The following is a 20,061-nucleotide window of genomic DNA, read 5'->3' as shown; positions in this document are numbered from 1 at the left end:
AGAGACAAAAGACATGTTTATAAATTGTAAGAGGAAGTTGATAGATTTAACCACCCCAATGGTAATGGGGATTGTCAACATAACTCCTGATTCTTTTTATGAGGGAAGTAGATATAAAAACGACATTTCTCTTTTAAAGAAGGTCGAAAACATGATTGACCAAGGGATGGACTTTTTAGATATAGGCTCTTATTCTTCTCGTCCAGGAGCTAAACACATCTCTTTAGAAGAAGAAAAAGATAGAATACTTCCAGTTATCAAGAATGTAATAAAGCACTTTGGTCATATAATTATATCTGTTGATACTTTTAGAAGTGAAGTAGCCAAAATGTGTGTAAATGAAGGAGCTGCCATTATAAATGATATTTCTGGTGGAAGTATGGACAAAAACATGTTTGAAACAGTATCTAAGTTACAAGTTCCCTATGTGCTCACTCATATGCTGGGAGTCCCCCAAACCATGCAAATGTCTCCAGAGTATGACAATGTAGTAAAAGATGTATTAAAATACTTTTCGACCAAAACACTAGAATTAAAAAAGCTAGGAGTAAATGATATTATAATAGATGTGGGTTTTGGATTTGGAAAAACTATAGATCACAATTATGAATTATTGAAAAAATTAGATCTATTCAAATGCTTTAAATTACCTATTCTAGCTGGAATCTCCAGGAAATCTATGATATATAAACCTCTTGATATCAGTCCTGAAGAATCTATAAATGGAAGCACTGTATTAAACACAATTTTATTACAAAAAGGGGTTAATATACTCAGAGTCCACGATGTGAAAGAGGCAAAACAAGTAGTAGCTTTGACTCAAAAAATAGTTTTGTAATTTTTGTACATTCGTGTCGGGTGTCAGGCCAGAGATTTAATATAAATCGAAGATCATTAGACATTTAACTTACCATTAACTTTTAAATTATTACGGACATGAAATTTAGATATGTACAAATCACCCTTTTAGGTATGTTTTTTTTGTTTGCCTCTTGTTCAAATAAAGAAATTAAAAACCCTATGGAAATAACATCATTTAAATTTGAGGCTGAAAAAAATCCTGGTTTAGATAGAGATATAGTTGGAGTTATTGACAACATTTCTGAAACGATATCAGTAGTCATCAGTGATAAGGATTTAGAAAAACATCTATTTACAACTTTTACTCCTAGTATAAAATTTGAGGGAGTAAAGGTCTATCCTCCCGATGTTAAGTTTGATTTTTCTGACCCTGCAGAATATGTGGTCTATTCTAAAAATGGAGATTTTAAGACATACTCTGTAGATGTATTATTCAAAGATATTTTCATATCCAAGTGGAAAGTAAAAGTAAATGAAGAGGTATGTCTACCAATATACAATGGAGGAACATATGATTTCTATGTCAATTGGGGAGATGGCACAACAGATGAACATATAAGAAATTGGACTGATGGAAGACACAGATATACGGCATCAGATAAATACACTATAACTATCACAGGAAAAATACAAGGGTTTAACTTTGGAGAAGTTAGAGAGAGTAGAGATAAAATAATAGACATTTCAAGTTGGGGCAATTTAAAGCTAGGCAATAGAGGATCTCACTTTAATAAGTGTACTAATTTAAATATCTCATCTAAAGATAACCCTAATTTAAAAGGAGTTACTAATATGTCTGGCATGTTTAGTGGTTGCACTAAGTTTAATGGAAATATAAGTGATTGGGATATGTCTAATGTAACCAATATAGCAGGCATGTTTTCAAGAGCTTCATCGTTCAATCAGGATATTAGCAGATGGGATGTATCTAATGTTATTAATATGAGTACTCTTTTTACTGAAGCTACATTGTTCAATCAAGATATTAGTGGATGGGATGTTTCTAAGGTCACTAATATGGAAGCTTTATTTACTCGCGCTACATCTTTTAATCAAAATATCAATCGATGGGATGTATCTAGTGTTACTAATATGAAAGGAATGTTTTCAAAAGCTGAAAATTTCAACCAACCTTTAAATGATTGGGATATATCTAAAGTTAGGAATATGTCCTTTATGTTTTCTGCGGCTGATTCTTTTAATCAAGATATTAGTCCATGGAAAGTAGAAAAAGTTACTTCGTGTCGTTTATTTAATTACGCAGGTGTTTTAAGTCCTGCTTTCAGACCTAATTTTACAGCTTGTAATTTTTAATTTAAACTGCCAAAAAAACGTGGCAATGTGTTTTTTATATCTGACATGGTTGAAATATGAATAAATCTGTTTGATTAATACGGGTGAGAAGTTGTCCGAATAAAGATTTTATTTATAAAAGTTCATATTTATTTTCTAAAATAAATATGGCCTTGTTGTTGGCAACTAAATGAGTCTCAGTATCGTGCATTATCAATTTTGAATTGATTGAAATAATATTTGTTCAAAACAAAATCATAACTTTGAGAACTTATTTTTTTGACTTTTTTCTCAAAAAAAAATGATACATAAGAGGCACGATGAATAGAGGAATTTTAATCCTAAAACTGTTTTGTTTACTTAGCTCTAGCGCTTTAGGACAAAACCCAGAACCCTTTAAAAGAGGGGAATGGTTGAGATATCAAATCAGCTATACCATTTTAGATTTGGCAGAAGTAGTCTTTGAAGTAAAAGATACGTCAGACAGTTTAGATTACGAAATAGAAGTAAAAGGTAAAACCGTAGATATGCTCTCATGGTTCTATGATGCTGATTATAAATATCTTTCTTTCATGGATAAGAAAAAGAATATCTCTAATCGTTCTGTGCGTAAAATAGTTGAGAATGGGGCCATTATGATAAATAGAGATATAACCTTCGATCAAGACAAAGGTACAGCTACGGTGTTAGACAATTTAGCTAAAAAAGATACCATAATCGATATAATTTCTAATAAAACACAAGATATTGTATCAATGTTTTATCACGTGCGTTTACAAGATCTATCCCCTATGGAGGTAAAGGATACCTTATCTGTTCCTCTTTTTATAGATAAAAAAATGTTCAATTTAAAGTTAATCCTCCAAGCAATAGAAGATGTTAAAACATCCTTTGGATACATACCGTGTTACAAGTTCTTTGCATGGGAAGAAACTGGATCTCTTCTTAGGAATGGCAATACTTTGACCATATGGATAAGCAAAGACGACAACAAAATACCTATAAAAAGTGAAATAACAATATTTTTAGGAAGTGTAAAACTAATGCTCAACGGATTTAAAAAGCTTCAAAATCCCATATATTTTCGCAAAGAATAAATATTAAAACAATATTCACTTTACACAAAAGTTGAGCTCGATTTATACCCGAGTATTAATTCGGTCTTTTTGTAGATTGCACTTATGATAAGCCAAGAAACCATAGATGAGGTCTTTAGCGTCTCGAATATAGAGGAGGTAATAAGTGATTTCATCACACTTAAAAAGTCAGGCCAGAATTACAAGGGATTGAGCCCCTTCAGCAACGAAAAGACACCTTCTTTTGTCGTGTCTCCTAGCAAACAGATTTTTAAGTGTTTTAGTTCTAATAAAGGAGGTAATGTGATCTCTTTTTTAATGGAGCACGAACATTTTACCTATCCAGAGGCCATAAAATACTTGGCCAAAAAATACGGCATAGAAGTAAAAGAAACCCAAAGGACAGAAAAAGAGATAATTGAAAAAGACGAAATGGAGAGCATGTTCTCCGTGTCAGAATTTGCTCAATCATTTTTCGAAGATTCTCTGCACAACACCACAGAGGGAGAAAATACAGGTTTAACATACCTAGAAAAAAGAGGATTCTCAATAGATATAATTAAAAAATTTCATCTAGGCTACTCTCCCAATCAATGGGATTACTTTACAAAAACAGCCCTAAAAAAGGGGTTTAATATTTCTTTTCTCGAAAAAACGGGACTCACCATAGTAAAAGAGGAAATGAAAATAGATAGGTTTAAGGGCCGTGTAATATTTCCCATTCACAGCATGTCTGGAAGAGTCATGGGCTTTGGAGGTCGTGATTTAACCGACAACAAGAATACTGCTAAATACTTAAACTCCATAGATAGTCTTATCTACAAAAAACACAAAATATTATATGGACTCTATCACGCCAAAAAGCATATTTCCAAAGAAGATAATTGCCTCTTGGTAGAGGGTTATACAGACGTTATTTCTCTATATCAAAGGGGAATAAAAAATGTGGTCTCTTCTTCGGGAACGGCTCTGTCTGAAGAGCAAATTATACTTATAAAACGCCTCACAAATAATATCACTATAGTTTATGATGGAGATGAAGCTGGCATTAGAGCTTCTTTCAAAGGCATGGATATTATGTTAGAACAGGGAATAGATGTTCAAGCAGTGATACTCCCAGAAGGTGAAGATCCAGATTCTTATTCTAGAAAACAAGAAACCGATGCGGTAATAAATTATTTAAAGACCCAATCGACTGATTTTATAACTTTTAAGATAAATACTCTTGCAAGGGAGGATTTAGAAAATCCAATTAAAAAATCCCAACTGGTAAAAGATATAGTCTTGAGCATATCTAAAATCCCAGATAGCATTAAAAGAGAAATCTATATAAAAGAGTGTTCTAAACTGATGAATATCAGTGAAAATAATTTATTTAAAGAGGAGGCTCAGCTTTTATATCAGGAAAATGAAAAGAGTGAAAAGAGGCAAGAAAAAGAAGCTTTTAGATTAATAGAAAAAACTCAAGACAGAGATGACTGTTCTATAAAGCATAGAGCTATTAAAGATATAGAAAGAAATATTATAAAGCTACTCTTGCTCAATGGCAATGAAGAGATATTAGTAGATGATATTATAGAATTTAAGGATGACAAAGGAGAACTAAAAACAGAGATAAAGACTTATAAATCTACAGTTGCTCAGGAAATCTGTTACAGAATAAATGAAGATGAATTAGAATTCTTCGATGAGAGATTCAGGAAGATCTTCGTTGAGGTTTGTAATTTACTAGATCAAAACAAAGAGATAAACTCTGAATATTTTTGTAATTCCTCAGATAGAGAGATTTCAGAGGTGACTGCCAATGTGTTGATAACAAAATATTCTCCTAGTCCTCAGTGGGAGGAAAAGAATATATTTTCAAGTAGGAAGCAGAATATAAGTTCTACGGTAATGGAGATGATACTCAAATACAAATCAGCTAGATTGAGTGATATAATAGCCGAAGAAAAAAAGAGATTGAGCGAGGAAGAAGATCAGGATTTTAAATCTAAGATCATACATTCCATTACTAAGCTGATAGTATTACAAAAAAAAATAAACTCAGAATTAGGAAGGATAATCAATATTTAGAATGTGGGGGAACTCTGAAAGTAAAATCCCTAAAGAAATAAAGAGTTTAAAATTAGAATTCTCTAAAAAAATCCTGGAATTAAATACTTATGAATCTATTATTCCAATTACTTAAACAATAGAAGGGAACCCATTTATAAAAGAATATAAGGTTATTGTATACAAAAAGGCTGTTGACCCTGCCCCTAACTCTAATCCGTCTCAAGCCCAGGCTGATGATAGTTCAGAGCCACAACCAGCAGAACCAGCACAAACAGGAACAGCGCCAGTAGAACAAACAACAGCAACATAGGAAGCAACACAAGCACAGGGAGCAGCAGGCACAGAGAACACAAACACAGGGACAGGACAAGCAGCAACAGTAGAACAAGCACCAACACCAGTAGTACAATCAGGAGCAGGAACAGCAGGAACAGGAGTACCAGCATCACCTTCTACACCAATGTCAGGAGAACAAACAGGATAAACTGCACCACCAATATCAGGAGACTAAGACGTTTGTTAACAACAGTCTTCTTAGGATTTTAAAAATGGCTTTAATTCAAAAGAAACTGTCTCAAAACCGAGGCAGCTTCTTTTTTTTATGGTATAAAGTAAAAATCAAAGTAACTATATTCGCGACCTTAAAGAATCACAGATAGAGTTAAAAATTATGGTCGAATGGACAAGAATTAAAGAGTATACAGATATAAAATTTGAGTTTTACAATAACATAGCAAAGGTCACTATAAATAGACCTGAAGTTTATAATGCTTTTCGTCCAGAAACCAATATGGAGATGCTAGACGCCTTTGACATATGTAGAGAGAGGCAAGATATAGGCGTGGTGATTCTCACAGGACAAGGAGATAAAGCTTTTTGCTCTGGAGGAGATCAGAATGTAAAAGGTTTGGGAGGATATATAGGAAAAGATCAAACACCTAGGTTAAACGTCTTAGATCTACACAAAAAAATCCGTTCTCTGCCAAAACCTGTTATAGCTATGGTAAATGGATTTGCCATAGGTGGAGGTCATGTGCTTCACGTAGTATGCGATTTGACTATCGCTTCTGATAACGCCCGTTTTGGGCAGACTGGTCCTAAAGTAGGTAGTTTCGATGCTGGTTTTGGTTCGTCCTATCTGGCTAGGAGTATAGGGCAGAAAAAAGCACGTGAAATATGGTTTTTATGCAAGCAGTATACGGCTCAGGAAGCTTTAGATATGGGATTGGTAAATACTGTAGTTCCATTTTCTAAACTAGAGGATGAAACCATAGATTGGTGTAAAACTATCTTGAAGAGAAGTCCAATGGCTATTCGTATGATCAAAAGAGGATTAAACGCTGAATTAGATGGACAAGTAGGGCTAATGGAATTCGCTGGAGATGCTACTCTGATGTATTACCTAATGGAAGAATCTCAAGAAGGGAAAAATGCCTTTCTAGAAAAGAGAGAACCAGATTTTAGAAAATATCCAAAATTTCCATAAGGAAACTAAACAGCTCATATAATAGATAATTAATCTCTGAAAAAAAGAATAAAAAGAAGAATAAAATGATAATGGACCCTAATTACTTACTTATAATCGCTGTTATACTATATGTTTTTATTTTTGATGAAATAGTAAATTATTTCAACTATAGTTATTATGACAAACCCATACCAGACGTTCTTAGAGATGTTTATGACAGAAAAAAGTATTTAGAATCCCAAGATTATAAAAAAGTCAATTATAAATTTTCTCTATTTAATTCTTTATTTAAAGTTATTCTGATCGTAGTATTTATCCTGTCAAATGGCTTTTCATTTCTAGATGAACTAGTTAGAAATTACGTAGATAATGAATTACTTATATCTCTGATTTTTATAGGAGCATTATCGTTTGCAAACGACATTATATCTATGCCTTTTTCTTATTATTTCACATTTATGATAGAGTCTAGATTTGGGTTCAATACAATGACTAAAAGGTTATTTTTTTTAGATTTAATAAAAAGTTTGATTTTAAAACTAATAATTAGCGCAACATTACTATCGGCGATAATATGGTTTTATCAAGAAACAGGGAAAGACTTTTGGATATACGCGTGGATAGTTGTAATATCATTTTCCGTGTTTATGAATCTGTTTTACTCTTCTATTATAGTCAGTCCCTATTTTCAACAGACAGACTCCATTAGATGAGGGAGAACTAAAAGATAAGATAATGGCCTTTAGCAAAAAAGTGGGATTTAACATCAGTAATATTTTTGTGATAGACGGATCTAAAAGATCTACCAAAGCCAATGCCTATTTCACCGGATTTGGAAGTAGAAAGAGAATAGTTCTATATGACACCCTAATAAAAAAATTAGACTCTGATGAGATAGTTGCTGTTTTAGCACACGAAATAGGACATTATAAAAATAGACATACAGTATACAATATGATAATATTTGGCTTAACATCGTGTATAATTCTATATGTATTCTCCTTGGTAATAGACAATCCTCTTCTATCAGAATTATTAAATGTATCTCAACCTAGTTTTCATATTGGAATTATAATTTTTAGCATATTGTACTCTCCCCTATCGATGATAACTAATTTTATTATAAACTATTTATCTAGAATATTTGAATATCAAGCAGATAATTTTGCTAAAGAAAAACTTGGAGAAAACACTTTGATAAGTTCTCTAAAGAAACTCTCTAGAGATAGTTTGAGCAATTTAACGCCGCATCCCCTATATGTGTTTTTACACTATTCTCATCCGACCCTTTTGGAGAGGGTAAAAAATTTAAAAAAAGAGACTTTAAGAAAATAAATTCCAAACTACTCCCCATCTAATAAACCAATCCCTATAAGGGTAGCCTGGCGCAGAGTAGTAATTGTACTTTTTATTAAATCTTATCCTCAAACCAAGGTGCTTTTCATCGAATGAATCTATGTGTTCTATTCTGATAAATATACGCATGGTCCTAACTTTGGCGTTGAAAAAAATATCAAAAACGGAATAGTTACCTATTTTTGATTCATTCTGCAAATGGAACTCATTCAATAGTGTATTGAATGAATTAGATCGATATTCGGAGAAGTATTTATGAGTTATGCCTGTTTGGAATTTCAAGGCATTATCAAATAACTCTCCAGTGTAATAAAGAGAATTTCTAATGATAAAATTAGGAATTCGGATCACATTGGAACCAATAACTCTTTGATATACAGCCCTGTTATCCAAAGAAAATTGCATATACTCTATTTTTCCATCGTATTCTAATTCAAATATATTTATGGGGTGACTGTGTTTCTTAGGCTCAGAAGACAAGTCGAAATATACGTAATTGCGTATCTTATTTAGCTTGAACCCCAATTTCCCTAATACTTTATCGCTCCAGTTTATATAGAGGTTTTTATTTGAAATCAAACCAAAATCATTTGACCAATTAAACCTATCGTAATTACTGAAATATAACATTTGGTTTATCTGTGGATACTGCTCGTGGATATTTAAACCAACTTGAATTTCTCTAGACTTAGATAAAGGAAAGTCTACTTTAGTATCTATCTCAAAAGCCCCTTTGAATAATCCCTTAAAATTATATGATGCATTCACATTCAAATTAAATATAGACGAATGGACTTTGAACGAAGCATTACTTATGTAGGTTGTACCTCGTGTATTGAGTTCCTTATCTATAAAGATATTTTTAAGCTCTTGAGCTTTTATAACATTTATTTTGTCCTCTTTTTTTTCAGCTTTTTTCCCGTCCTTTTTTTGATCATTTGCATTGTGATCTTTAGCTATTTCATCTTCTATATCCCATTGTCTCTGGAGAAAATCAGTTTGTATAGAATCATTTCCATAAATGGTTTTATTATGTGCTAATCCCACAGATATAGAAAAGTGCTTTATTTTTTTATATTCCACAATAACTGAATTATACTGATTCATAATTCCTAGGCTATCGTTAGTAGAGGTTTCATTTATAACATCAGCCATATATATAGGTCCAGTCTCTTTGCTACTTACATCCTTGTATAAATAATGATTCTTATTCCGTTTGAAAATGTGTTTTAACTGAAGACTATGGTCTATATCTTCTCCTTGTAAAAAATCGAGATAGTGTTCGAAATAAAATCTCTTCCCAGACAAGGCCGTTTCTACTTTGCTCTGATCCGTAAAATTAGTCTTGAGCAATCTTCTGTTGTCTACGTATTCTAGCTCTCCTGACTCAAACTCTGATTTTCGACTTTCTTTTGTAAGTCCACCATTCTCCCTGTTGGAGAAAATCTGATATGCATAATGTGTTTTAATTCCATAAACATCTCCAGAGTAATGAGACGATGCCACAAAATTGGTGGATTCGCAACGGGAAAAATTATAATCCCCTTTGGAATCGTTACCCTTATAAGTAACTGCTATATTAAATTTTTTAGAACTGCTTCCAGATAGGGTTCCAGAGGCTGATTGGCCTTCTTCTATTCCTTCTAAATAAAATATTTCTGTAAAAGGCAGTTTTACATCATAGTATCTAACATCTCCGACGTCCCAATAGTGAATTCTTTTATTTGTGCCTATAATTGGGATAGAATAAAAATCTGAATTGTATCTGAGATTATTGTAATGTTCACCTACATTAGAAAAACTAGAATAATTGAATAAGTCTCTACGTATGAGGTTGTGTTTGTAATGTTTTTTTATAGTTATGGTAGTATCAATTACAACAGTGTCGAGTTTCACGGTGAAATATCTCATTTCTCCAATGGTATCTCGAACTATTTTTTCTTTGGATTTTTTAGTATTCTGATCTATAAGTCTAAGTTGTTCTTGGCTAAAAGACAAAATTGATTTTAAAATAAAAAATATGAGAAATAACTTTTTCACAATAGATAAAAACCGGATTAGACCCCTTCAATGATATAAATGTTAAAACAATATCTTAACAATATTTTTTTATTTCAAACTTAAAAACAGCAACATCCTATGAGATAAACTCTATAATTGTACGTTGAGATCTATAAAAGATTTTTTTAATCTAGCTTTAAAACTCTCTTCCCCTTTTCTAAGCCAAACTCTAGGATCGTAATATTTTTTATTGGGTTGTTCTTCAGATTCTGGATTGCCTATTTGAGACTTCAAGTAGTCTTTTTTATCTAGAATATAATCACGTACTCCTTCTAAAAAGGCGTACTGCAAATCGGTATCTACATTCATCTTGATTACTCCATAAGAGATAGCCTCTCTTATCTCTTCTTGACTAGAACCAGATCCCCCGTGGAATACAAAGTTGACTGGATTTTTTTCGGTATTGTATTTTTTCTCTATGTAATCTTGGGAGTCTCTCAGAATCTTAGGAGTCAAAACCACATTTCCTGGCTTGTACACGCCGTGAACATTCCCAAATGCAGCTGCAATAGTAAAATTATCACTTATACTTTTTAATTCCGAGTAGGCATAAGCCACTTCTTCAGGTTGTGTATATAATCTGGAATTATCTACATCGGTATTGTCCACACCGTCTTCTTCACCTCCTGTAATGCCTAACTCAACCTCTAAAGCAATATCAATTTTAGACATTCTCTTTAAATATTCTTTACATATTCTTATGTTCTCTTCTATAGGTTCTTCCGATAGATCTATCATATGAGAAGTATAAAGCGATTTTCCTGTGTTTTTATAATTTATTTCGCTAGCATCTAAAAGCCCATCTATCCAAGGCAGATTACCTTTTGAACAATGATCAGTGTGTAGTACAACGGTTACTCCATATTGTTTAGCTAGAATATCTATGTGCCTTGAACCAGCAATACTACCAGATATAGCTGCCCTTTGGTCTGCATTAGAGAGAGATTTGCCAGCATTAAAATGAGCGCCTCCATTAGAAAATTGAATTATGACAGGTGATTTTACCTCCAAGGCCGTTTCCAATACAGCATTGATCGTATTGCTGCCCGTTACGTTTACAGCAGGCAAGGCTAATTTTTTTTTTTTCGCATCTATAAAAATACTTTGCATTTCTCTTCCCGTAGCAATTCCTGGTTTAAGATTATTCATTTTTATATGGTTTTAAAATTAACACAAGTGATATTCATAATTGGCGCGAAGATAGTGTTTTACCCCCTAAAAAAATAGACTGAGTATAATGGCTTGGTATTCATCAAAACATCATTTACAAAGAATATCAGACCTCTAATTTTCACAAATTTATCTATAATTTTATGCCCTAAAAGATCAACCAAGTATTCAAAAATATTTTATGTTAAAAAATGTATTTGTATGTATAGCCTGTGCAATAGCTACGAGCTCATACAGTCAGTCTAAGGATGTTTTTAGTTATGAACTAGATACTTTTAAAAATCAAATAACACTGCAATTACAATCTGCTAGAAAAAATAACAATACAGCAAATAGTCTTTCAATAGTAAATCACTTAGATAAATTATCCGAGCAAGAGCTAAAAATACTAGTAGATATATATAATATTTTAAAAAAAAGACGTTATTCTAAAGAGGTATATATAGATGCTTCTGTTGTTTTATCTGTATTCTTAGATAAAGATGGAGTATCCACTCAAAAAAAATTGGAGTTCTTTAAAGACACTCTTTTAGAAAAGGACATTAGTACTATTAAAAAATATATGTCCATTTTTATAAATGTCTTCTTTGATAGTAAATTAAACACATCCAATTTGTTTAGTTGGAATATAGATGGGGAAATGGATTTAGTAGGAGACAAACAACTCATAAAAATTCATTTAAAAGAGGCAAAACTATTGTGTAAAAACAAAGTTGATTCATTCAGAATAGATGATTTTGATGGAATTTTTGATCCTATTGAGGGAAAGATTAATATGTCAAAAGGTAAGATTAATGTAGTTTTTGACAATGCCAATGATACTATAATTGCTTTTGCAACTAAAAAACAAGATATCTCTACATCTAGCAGTTATCTAAAAATAGACAGTGTACGATTATCACAACTCGAAAAAAACAAGGATATATTCGCAGATTTAGAACTTAAACTAAGGATGTCAAAAAAGGATAATAACTATCCTATAGTCACTTATTCTAACTATGACTCTTATAAAAACATATACAATAATGTAGATTTTGAAGGAGTTTACAAGATAACTCCCAATAGTAAGATGGGCATTAACCATGAAGAGAGAAAAGCCCTTTTAAATATAAAAAGAAATGACTCATACCTTTTTAAGGTTAAATCATCTTCGTTCTTTTTCAAGGAAAACTCTTGTTATTCTCCAGAGGCATCACTGTCTATTCACATAGGGAATAACGACTCGATAAATTACGATAAAGTTATGTTTATATATGATTTAGATAAAGGGACCCTTTATGCTAAACAACATGAAGATAAAGAAACAAAGATAATATCGATAAATACCAAACATAAAGTAGACATGTATTTGTCATCTGTAAGTTGGAAAACAGGAAGTGAAAAAATATATTTTTTATTAGATAAATCAAAGACTGCCAAATATATGTCAAATAGATTTTTTTCTAAATCTCTCATGTCTAAATTTAAAGGAGTAGAAGGCAGTGATAACATCCTTAAAAAGATAGGAGAATTAATTTCAGAAAAGAAAACAGATAAGTTTGAATTAGATTATCTAAGTAGATACTTTGAGATAACTAAAGCATATATGTTAAATATTTTAAAAGAAATGTACATATTGGGATATAGTGTCTTTAATCACTTAGAAGAGAGTGTAACTTTTACAGATAAATTTAAAGAGCTATTAAACAATTCTCAAAATCCCGACTCAAATCCAGATAAGATAGTTTTTCACACTGAAGAAGATCACTTATCCTCTGCAATGCTTGATTTACGCGTAGACAGCTTAAATATGAATAGTTTGTATGTAAAAGGAGTATCCTCTATAGATATAAATACAGAAAAAAAAACTTTTTTATACAACACCGATAGTATTACCATTGGTAAGGATATGAATATGTTATTCGATGGAAATGTAAACGTGGGAAATTTTATTCTAGAGGGGAAGCTTTTTAATTTTAATTATGAAGAGTTTAAAATATTTCTGAATGCTACAAAATGTAATCTAGATCTTAAATCTAACCAAGACGATCAAACAGTATTATCTAAGAGCAAATTGGAAAATTTAAGTGGAGCTGTACTATTAGATGATAAATCAAATAAATCGGGCAGAAAAAATCTCGCTAAATATCCGATATTAGATAGTATAACAGGAGCTCGTATCTATTATGATAATAAAGATATTCACGGAGGAATCTACAATAGAGAACATTTCTATGTGGAGATAGATCCCTTCACATTAGATAGTTTGACAATCAGATCATCTAGTGATATAAATCTTTCTGGAACCTTTTATTCTAAAGATGTGTTTCCCCATTTTCGCAAAAAGATAAAACCTCTAAAAGATTTAGTTATAGGATTTGAAGATCATAAAACTCCAAAAGAAGGATATCCCATATATGGAGGTAAAGGAAACTTTAAAGGAAATATATCTATGGATTCCAGAGGTTTAACAGGTAATGGGGAATCTTCTTTTTACAATATAAAAAATGCATCTAGAGATATGTTATTTTTTCCTGACACTTTATTTTTAAATGATTCTAAACTAAATATTTCATCTACAGAAGATATGGCAAGTGTAAAGTCTGAAAGTGTAGATCTAAAGTGGATGATGAGATCTGATAGTGTATTTATAAAATCTTTAAAAGAATTTAGCATATTCTCTGGAGAGTTAGTAGGACAAGGGAATATGATATTTAAACCCCAAAGATTAGTGGCAAATGGAAAATATAATTATAAAAACTTAAAATTATCTTCAGATAGTATACTCCTCAAAAAAGATAAGTTCTATGCTTACAAAAGCACTCTGTCATTCTATGACAGACAAGACGATGATTTATTATTACTGAAATTTAAAGATTACGATATAGATGTTTCTATATCAGAAAAAAAAGGATATCTAAAAATACCAAAAGATAGCATCATTGGGTTATTTAGTGATAGGATACAATTCCATTTTGATCAAGCTATATGGGATACAGAAATGTCAAATCTTTATTTTCATAACGATGATAATTCACCTTCAGATTTCATATACAGGCCTGTTGAAAACGATTCTATACTATTTAAAGGAGAATCCTCAACTTTTGATTTTAAAACTCTAAAAACAAGTGGAACTAAGAGTATAAAAATAATAGATTCACATGTATATCCCAATGAGGAAATTGTAACCATAGACAGTAAAGGATACATGGAGGAATTCAAAAAGGCTAGCCTCAATATAAATGATATGCATGAAATAGTTGACGCTAATATCAAAATATGGTCTGGGAAAAAGTATACAGGAAACGGAACCTATAATTATATAGATAGAGATAGTATAGCCTATCCATTGATTTTTGATAATATAATCGGACTTGACTCTATGACCATCGCTAAGACTATGATTACTAAAGATAAACCCTTACAATTAAGTCCGTATTTTAGTTTTAGTGGAGAGATTAGCATAATGGGTAATGAAAAAAATATTGAAATAAATGGTTCTATAGATATTTTTAATGAGTGTGAAAAAAATAAAGTTTTACCAATCAGCATAGACAGGACCTTTATAAACAAGGATAGTATAGAAATAGTACCAAAAAATGAGCGGATAAGTGGTTTTTATTTACATGAAAAAAGTGTAAAATCTACATTATTATCTCGTAAAGAGATTTTTAAAAAAGATTCTTTGATATTAGTATCTGGTAATCTTTCGTATAACTATAAAAAAAGTGCTTATGAAATACGCAAGTATAAAGAGGATAAATTATTAGCAGAAACATATTATTTCAATGATAATTGTAGTATTACAAGTAGCGGGAAAGTACTTTTTTACAATTCTAATGAAGGCTTAACTATTAACTCTTTTGGAACGGGATTTTATAAAGATAAAGCCTTCAATTTAGATTTAGCTTTAGGATTAAATTTTTTCTTTAATAAAAAAATACTAGAAAAATTATACGAGAAATTCACTGTTGCAGAAAGCATAGATATATCAAAAGAAGATAATCTTCCATATAAGTTAGCATTAAATAATTTGCTTTCTATCGAAGAGATTTCTGAATATGAAAAAGATATAGAACAAGAAGAGTTAGATAGAACAGTGCCTGAAAATTTCCAACATATACTCTTCCTAAATAATTTAAAATTAAAGTACAATAAAGAACGAAGTGAATTTTTCCCCTCAAAAAAACAGATTAGTATAAGTCAGTTAGATGGCAAATTTGTGAATAAAGTTATACCAGGATATGTCAAACTAAAAAGAAAAATTGATTATTGGGAAATTGAAATATATATGAAACTGTCTTCCAAAGAAGAAGTGTATTTTACATATTCAGATAGTGTATTAGAGTTTTATTCTACAGATAGTAGTATAATGAGTATTTTCGATAATTTAAAGGAATCAGATAGAGAACAAAAAAACAAATCTGGATACCTCATCTACAGCAGGGGCAACCAGTTGAGGATGAACAGTTTTAGAGACAGTTTCTCTAGCATTGAGGATTAAAAAAGACCTAATCTGTAACTAGCTGATCACAATAAAGTGTTTAAAGCACATATAAAATCTCCTCAAAAGAATAAAATCAGAAAAATAAAAAAGAGGCTGTAAGTTATTTTATACAGATCATTAAAAGATTTGACACTATCCTGTAAGGTGTGAAAAGTTTATATTTAGGATAAAAAAATCTAGATATTTTAAAAAAAACAATTAAAACTTTATACAAATGAAGAAAGAAGATTTATTAAAAGATGAATTCTTAAAGCAATTCAAAACAGGAGAAGATCTGCTATCATTTCTAAAAGATATTCAGAGACGAGATATTGAAAAGATTCTAGAAGGGGAATTAGATTCACATTTGGATTATTCTAAATATGAGCAATCAAAGAATACAAATTTTCGCAATGGCTATTCTACAAAGAATGTTAGGATATCATTAGGAGAGAGCAAAATTTAAAGTTCCAAGAGATAGAGACTCTTCTTTTAATCCTATGTTAATCCCTAAACGCAAGAATATAGCAGATGGATTAGAAAATATAATTATCAGTTTTTATTTCAAGGGGATGAGTAATTCAGACATAGAGGATCAAATACAAGAGTTATACAATTTTGATATTTACCACATCTACCATATCCCGTATCACAGATAGAGTGATAAATGATATCATAGCCTAGCAAAATAGACCTCTAGAGCCTGTACATTTGATAATTTGGATGGATGCTATAGTATTACAAGGTTAGGGAGAATTCCAAAGTGATCAACAAGAGTATGTACATCGCTATTGGCCTTGGTAGAGATGGAAAAAAAGAAGTATTAGGCTTATGGTTAGGGAAGAATGAATCCTCTGCCTTTTGGATGAACGTATTAACAGATTTAAAGGCTAGAGGAGTTGAGGATATACTTATCACAGCTACGGATAATTTAAATGGCTTTACCCAAACTATAAAAAATGTATTTCCTGAATCCACGACACAAATATGTGTAGTGTCACCAAATCAGAAATTCCAGCAGATATGTAGTATGGAAGGACAAAAAGGCATTTTCTAATGATATGAAATCAATATATAATTCCCCTACTAAACAATCAGCTTAGGCCAGCCCTAAATGACTTTGCAAAAACATGGGAATCTAAGTATTCCTATGCTGTTAAAAGCTAGTGAGATAACCAGGATGAATTATCTGCATTTTATAAATTCCCTTTAGAAATCAGGAAAATTATTTACACGACCAACTTGATTGAAAACCTCAATGGAAAAATCAGAAAGTATACCAAAAACAAATTGTCATTCCCAACAGATGATGCTGTTATGAAATCTACTTTTTTAGCTCTGAGGGAGGCTACAAAAAAATGGTCCAAACCCATACCAAATTGGGGAATAATTTTGAATCAATTTTTAACTATTTTTGACCAAAGAGTTCGACTATGAATAAAAACAAAAAAATATGTCATTTTTTAGTTACACACTTTACGCGATAGTGTCGATTTAAGAAAATACCCCTTTAGTTTTTGTCTCTTTTGTGTGTTTATGAGACTATTTAATAGAAATTTAACAATTTCGTGCAAAAAACACTCGATTTATCACAAATACGAGTCTCTTTAATCCCAGTTAATTCAAGCCTTTCGGCTACTTTAATTAAACAAATTATTAATCGAACTCAGGTTTTAAGCGATAGTGTCTTAACCCAGATTATTCATGGTTATATTTCAATTTGAACATAAAGTGTTATTTTTAAAGGGTTTCAACCAAAAATAACCATTTTAGATATTCCCCAAAAATGAGGAATAAAAATATACCATTTATAACTCTGAGTTCATCAATGACTACTTATAAATACTGGATAAAGCAATAGATTCTATCCGAAAAATTCATACGACTATGAATAATCCAGGTTAAAAAGGAAACTAAAATGTAGCGCTAAATACCAAAAATTAAAAAACCGCCCCATTTCATTAATGAGACGGCTTAAAACTGTTAGCTAAATTAATTAATCTTCCTAACTACTAACTAGGCGCATTAGCGTTAATTGTTAACTTATAGTGTTTTTTAGTAATACCATCTTGAGCTACAACTCGGAATGTATAACTAACACTTGATTGACCAGAAGCTCCCTTGAGGTCTGTCTGACCAGCCGTAACAGTCCCACCAGTTTTTTTAATTCCAGTAATTGGGTCTACATCATCTTTATCAGTAGTCCCGAGTTCAATAAACGCCCCATCAGGTAGTATTAAAGCATCTGCTTTGAAGTAAGCTGTATCTAAAGCCCCACTAGTTGTTAGCTCACCACCAGTAGGATATGCAGTGCTAGCTTTACCTTTTCTAAGCTCAAACTCAATAGCATTAGCAGCAGTTAAGCCATCCTTACCACTATTATTACCAGTAGAATAATGCGCAAATACCTTAGTCCCAGCCGCAGGATCAGAAGTATGCGAATTAAAATTAGCCTTAGCATTAGCACCAGTCTCAGCAACTATAAATCCAAACTCACCTTGTTCTATAGTACATTTGTCAAATTTATTATTAGAGAATTTAAAAACTACAGTATATTTTTTTACTGCGGAAGCACCTCCAGCTTTAGAGAATTCGAAGTCTTTTCTGAAAGAGCCAACTTCTAATTTCTCTTTAGTAAGTTCTGTTGCAGGTATTTCAAAAGGGATCTCCGCAGTCTTACCTGTAATAGCAGTCCCACCTAAGGTAATGCCTTCAACAGCAGATTTAAAAGTAATAGTAGCCTTAACTGTAGCATTAGTTGTTAAGTTTGTAAACTGTGAGTTATACGGAAGATTTACGTTTATGATACTGTCTCCTTCTATATCTGTAGCTGCGATTACAAACTCATTTGCATATCCGTTAGTAGCACCTGCAGCAACATTTTTTCCTTTAGCTCTAGCGGGAGTTTTTGTAATAAATAACTTTTCGTAAAATTCAGAAACATTATCTCCATTTAGATTTTTTCTCTTCTCAAACTTCACAGAAGAGATTTCTAAAGCTTTTTCAGCTGTATCATTTGGTTTACTACATGAGAAAACTACCAGACCAAGTGTTAGTAGTGAAAAAAGGTTTTTAAACATTTTTTTGATTTTTTTTAGGTTTAAAATTCAACAATTAATAAACTACTCATTTACTATATGAGTAGGCGGCGAAATTAATGTTAATTTTTTAAAACTTTTTTTTTAAAAAGGAAAAAAATATTTGATGGATGTGAAGAAAATATTTCACGACAGAACGCACTACGCGGCAATGGAAGAACTTAATTTGGAAAAGCCCTGACCGATGACTGGCAAAAACAATTTCCTATATACCTGAGTTCGATTAATAATTTGCTTACTTAAAACAATTAAAAGCCTTGAATTAACTGAAATTTAAGAGGCTCATATTTGTGACAAATAGAATGTTTTTGTGCAAAAAGTGTTAAAATTCCATTAAATCGCCTCATAAGTATAAAAGGATTCCAATAACTACATTAACAACTTCTTAAACCCGATAAATTTAAAATGAGCCCCGTAAATAAGTCTTAAAAAAAAAGGATAATTGGTTGTTTTATAATCTTATTATACTTTTGTTTTCCCAATATAAAAGAAAAGAATATGAGACTTAACAGGCATATATTATCATGTTTAATGGCGGTTCTAATTTTTTCTTGTGACAAAAAAGAATCTCAATGGAGTTTGGAAGAACAAGAAGCTTACGATAAGGAGGTAATAGTTAATTTTTTAAAACAACACACTCGTATAGACGGAAACATAAAAAAGATAACTAACAGCGACACGAATGCGGTACCTTTTATAAAAGGAGCTAAACTCTTAGAAACAGGAGTGTATTACTTAGTGGAGAACGTAGGAGCAGGCTCTAATCCAAGTGATGGAGATACTATTTTAATGACTTACAAGGTTATAAGACCTGATCTATCTTTTGTAAGTGACACAAGAGATAGTGGCTATAAGAAAAAAATAATATTGGGATCTCGAGATAATATAGAAGGGCTCAATGATGCCATGTCTTTCTTCAAGGGAGGAATAAAAGAGTCAAAACAAGGTAGAACTGTATATAATAATGTTGGAAAGGGTATATTATTTATCCCAGCTACAAGTATTAATCAACAATTCAGAGGTAAAAATGGAGTTTTGATATATGATCTAGAATTAGATTATGTAGAGAAAAAAAAGAAATAATTATTTGTTTTTTTAAGAGGATAGGGGGTCATGAGTTCACACACTTTAAGCAATAGTGTCGTATAATTGAATGAT

At 31.5% G+C, this 20,061-nt stretch carries 13 protein-coding genes and 1 pseudogene; 10 read left to right on the top strand and 4 right to left on the bottom strand.

All coding sequences use genetic code 11. The features are described 5' to 3' along the window. Positions 1-13: 13 nt before the first annotated feature. From folP to dnaG, 4 genes are all read left to right on the top strand, one after another. Positions 14-838 (top strand): dihydropteroate synthase, encoded by an 825-nt coding sequence (gene folP / locus JBKA6_RS04415; RefSeq protein WP_096686242.1) that lies wholly within the window; start codon positions 14-16, stop codon positions 836-838. 98 nt (positions 839-936) lie between these two features. Further along, positions 937-2,175 (top strand): BspA family leucine-rich repeat surface protein, encoded by a 1,239-nt coding sequence (locus tag JBKA6_RS04410; protein WP_096686240.1) that lies wholly within the window; start codon positions 937-939, stop codon positions 2,173-2,175. A 299-nt stretch (positions 2,176-2,474) separates the two neighbouring features. Continuing rightward, entirely contained in the window at positions 2,475-3,251 is a 777-nt protein-coding gene (locus JBKA6_RS04405) for a DUF3108 domain-containing protein (RefSeq protein WP_096686238.1), read from the top strand. Between the two features lie 84 nt (positions 3,252-3,335). Then, on the top strand, positions 3,336-5,303 hold the full coding sequence (dnaG, locus tag JBKA6_RS04400; protein ID WP_096686236.1) for a DNA primase: 1,968 nt from the start codon (positions 3,336-3,338) through the stop codon (positions 5,301-5,303). A gap of 201 nt (positions 5,304-5,504) precedes the next feature. Here the strand turns inward: dnaG and JBKA6_RS07535 are convergent, their stop codons facing one another. Further along, positions 5,505-5,642 (bottom strand): hypothetical protein, encoded by a 138-nt coding sequence (locus JBKA6_RS07535; protein WP_157776944.1) that lies wholly within the window; start codon positions 5,640-5,642, stop codon positions 5,505-5,507. A gap of 313 nt (positions 5,643-5,955) precedes the next feature. On the opposite strand from JBKA6_RS07535, the gene menB reads away from it, so the two are divergent. The 3 genes from menB to JBKA6_RS08010 all read left to right on the top strand — a co-directional run bounded on the left by menB (position 5,956) and on the right by JBKA6_RS08010 (position 8,088). After that, positions 5,956-6,771 (top strand): 1,4-dihydroxy-2-naphthoyl-CoA synthase, encoded by an 816-nt coding sequence (gene menB / locus JBKA6_RS04395; RefSeq protein WP_096686234.1) that lies wholly within the window; start codon positions 5,956-5,958, stop codon positions 6,769-6,771. Positions 6,772-6,836: 65 nt separating this feature from the next. Beyond that, positions 6,837-7,466 (top strand): M48 family metalloprotease, encoded by a 630-nt coding sequence (locus tag JBKA6_RS08015; protein WP_317044152.1) that lies wholly within the window; start codon positions 6,837-6,839, stop codon positions 7,464-7,466. A gap of 22 nt (positions 7,467-7,488) precedes the next feature. Beyond that, the gene (locus JBKA6_RS08010) at positions 7,489-8,088 is read left to right on the top strand and encodes a M48 family metallopeptidase (RefSeq protein ID WP_317044151.1); all 600 of its coding nucleotides are present in this window, start codon (positions 7,489-7,491) and stop codon (positions 8,086-8,088) included. Here the strand turns inward: JBKA6_RS08010 and JBKA6_RS04385 are convergent. Together JBKA6_RS04385 and fbaA are read right to left on the bottom strand one after the other, a co-directional pair. Next, the gene (locus JBKA6_RS04385; RefSeq protein ID WP_157776943.1) at positions 8,077-10,107 is read right to left on the bottom strand and encodes a putative porin; all 2,031 of its coding nucleotides are present in this window, start codon (positions 10,105-10,107) and stop codon (positions 8,077-8,079) included. The two genes, JBKA6_RS08010 and JBKA6_RS04385, sit on opposite strands and share 12 nt — an antisense overlap. A gap of 153 nt (positions 10,108-10,260) precedes the next feature. Next, on the bottom strand, positions 10,261-11,319 hold the full coding sequence (fbaA, locus tag JBKA6_RS04380) for a class II fructose-bisphosphate aldolase (RefSeq protein WP_096686230.1): 1,059 nt from the start codon (positions 11,317-11,319) through the stop codon (positions 10,261-10,263). A 202-nt stretch (positions 11,320-11,521) separates the two neighbouring features. Here fbaA and JBKA6_RS04375 point away from each other — a divergent pair, with 202 nt between their 5' ends. Both JBKA6_RS04375 and JBKA6_RS04370 read left to right on the top strand, forming a co-directional pair. After that, positions 11,522-15,823: a hypothetical protein gene (locus JBKA6_RS04375; protein ID WP_096686228.1), complete on the top strand. Its 4,302-nt coding sequence runs from the start codon at positions 11,522-11,524 to the stop codon at positions 15,821-15,823. Between the two features lie 217 nt (positions 15,824-16,040). Beyond that, positions 16,041-17,242 (top strand): annotated as a pseudogene (locus JBKA6_RS04370) (IS256 family transposase). 575 nt (positions 17,243-17,817) lie between these two features. Here the strand turns inward: JBKA6_RS04370 and JBKA6_RS04365 are convergent. After that, a complete protein-coding gene (locus tag JBKA6_RS04365) occupies positions 17,818-18,885 on the bottom strand; it encodes a hypothetical protein (RefSeq protein ID WP_096686226.1) in 1,068 nt (355 codons plus the stop codon). Positions 18,886-19,434: 549 nt separating this feature from the next. On the opposite strand from JBKA6_RS04365, the gene JBKA6_RS04360 reads away from it, so the two are divergent. After that, positions 19,435-19,986, top strand: coding sequence for an FKBP-type peptidyl-prolyl cis-trans isomerase (locus JBKA6_RS04360; RefSeq protein ID WP_096686224.1), 552 nt, complete (start codon positions 19,435-19,437; stop codon positions 19,984-19,986). Positions 19,987-20,061 lie beyond the last annotated feature (75 nt).

The organism is Ichthyobacterium seriolicida, assembly GCF_002369955.1.
GTDB classification, from domain to species: domain Bacteria; phylum Bacteroidota; class Bacteroidia; order Flavobacteriales; family Ichthyobacteriaceae; genus Ichthyobacterium; species Ichthyobacterium seriolicida.
This window is presented reverse-complemented; position numbering and strand designations above follow the sequence as displayed.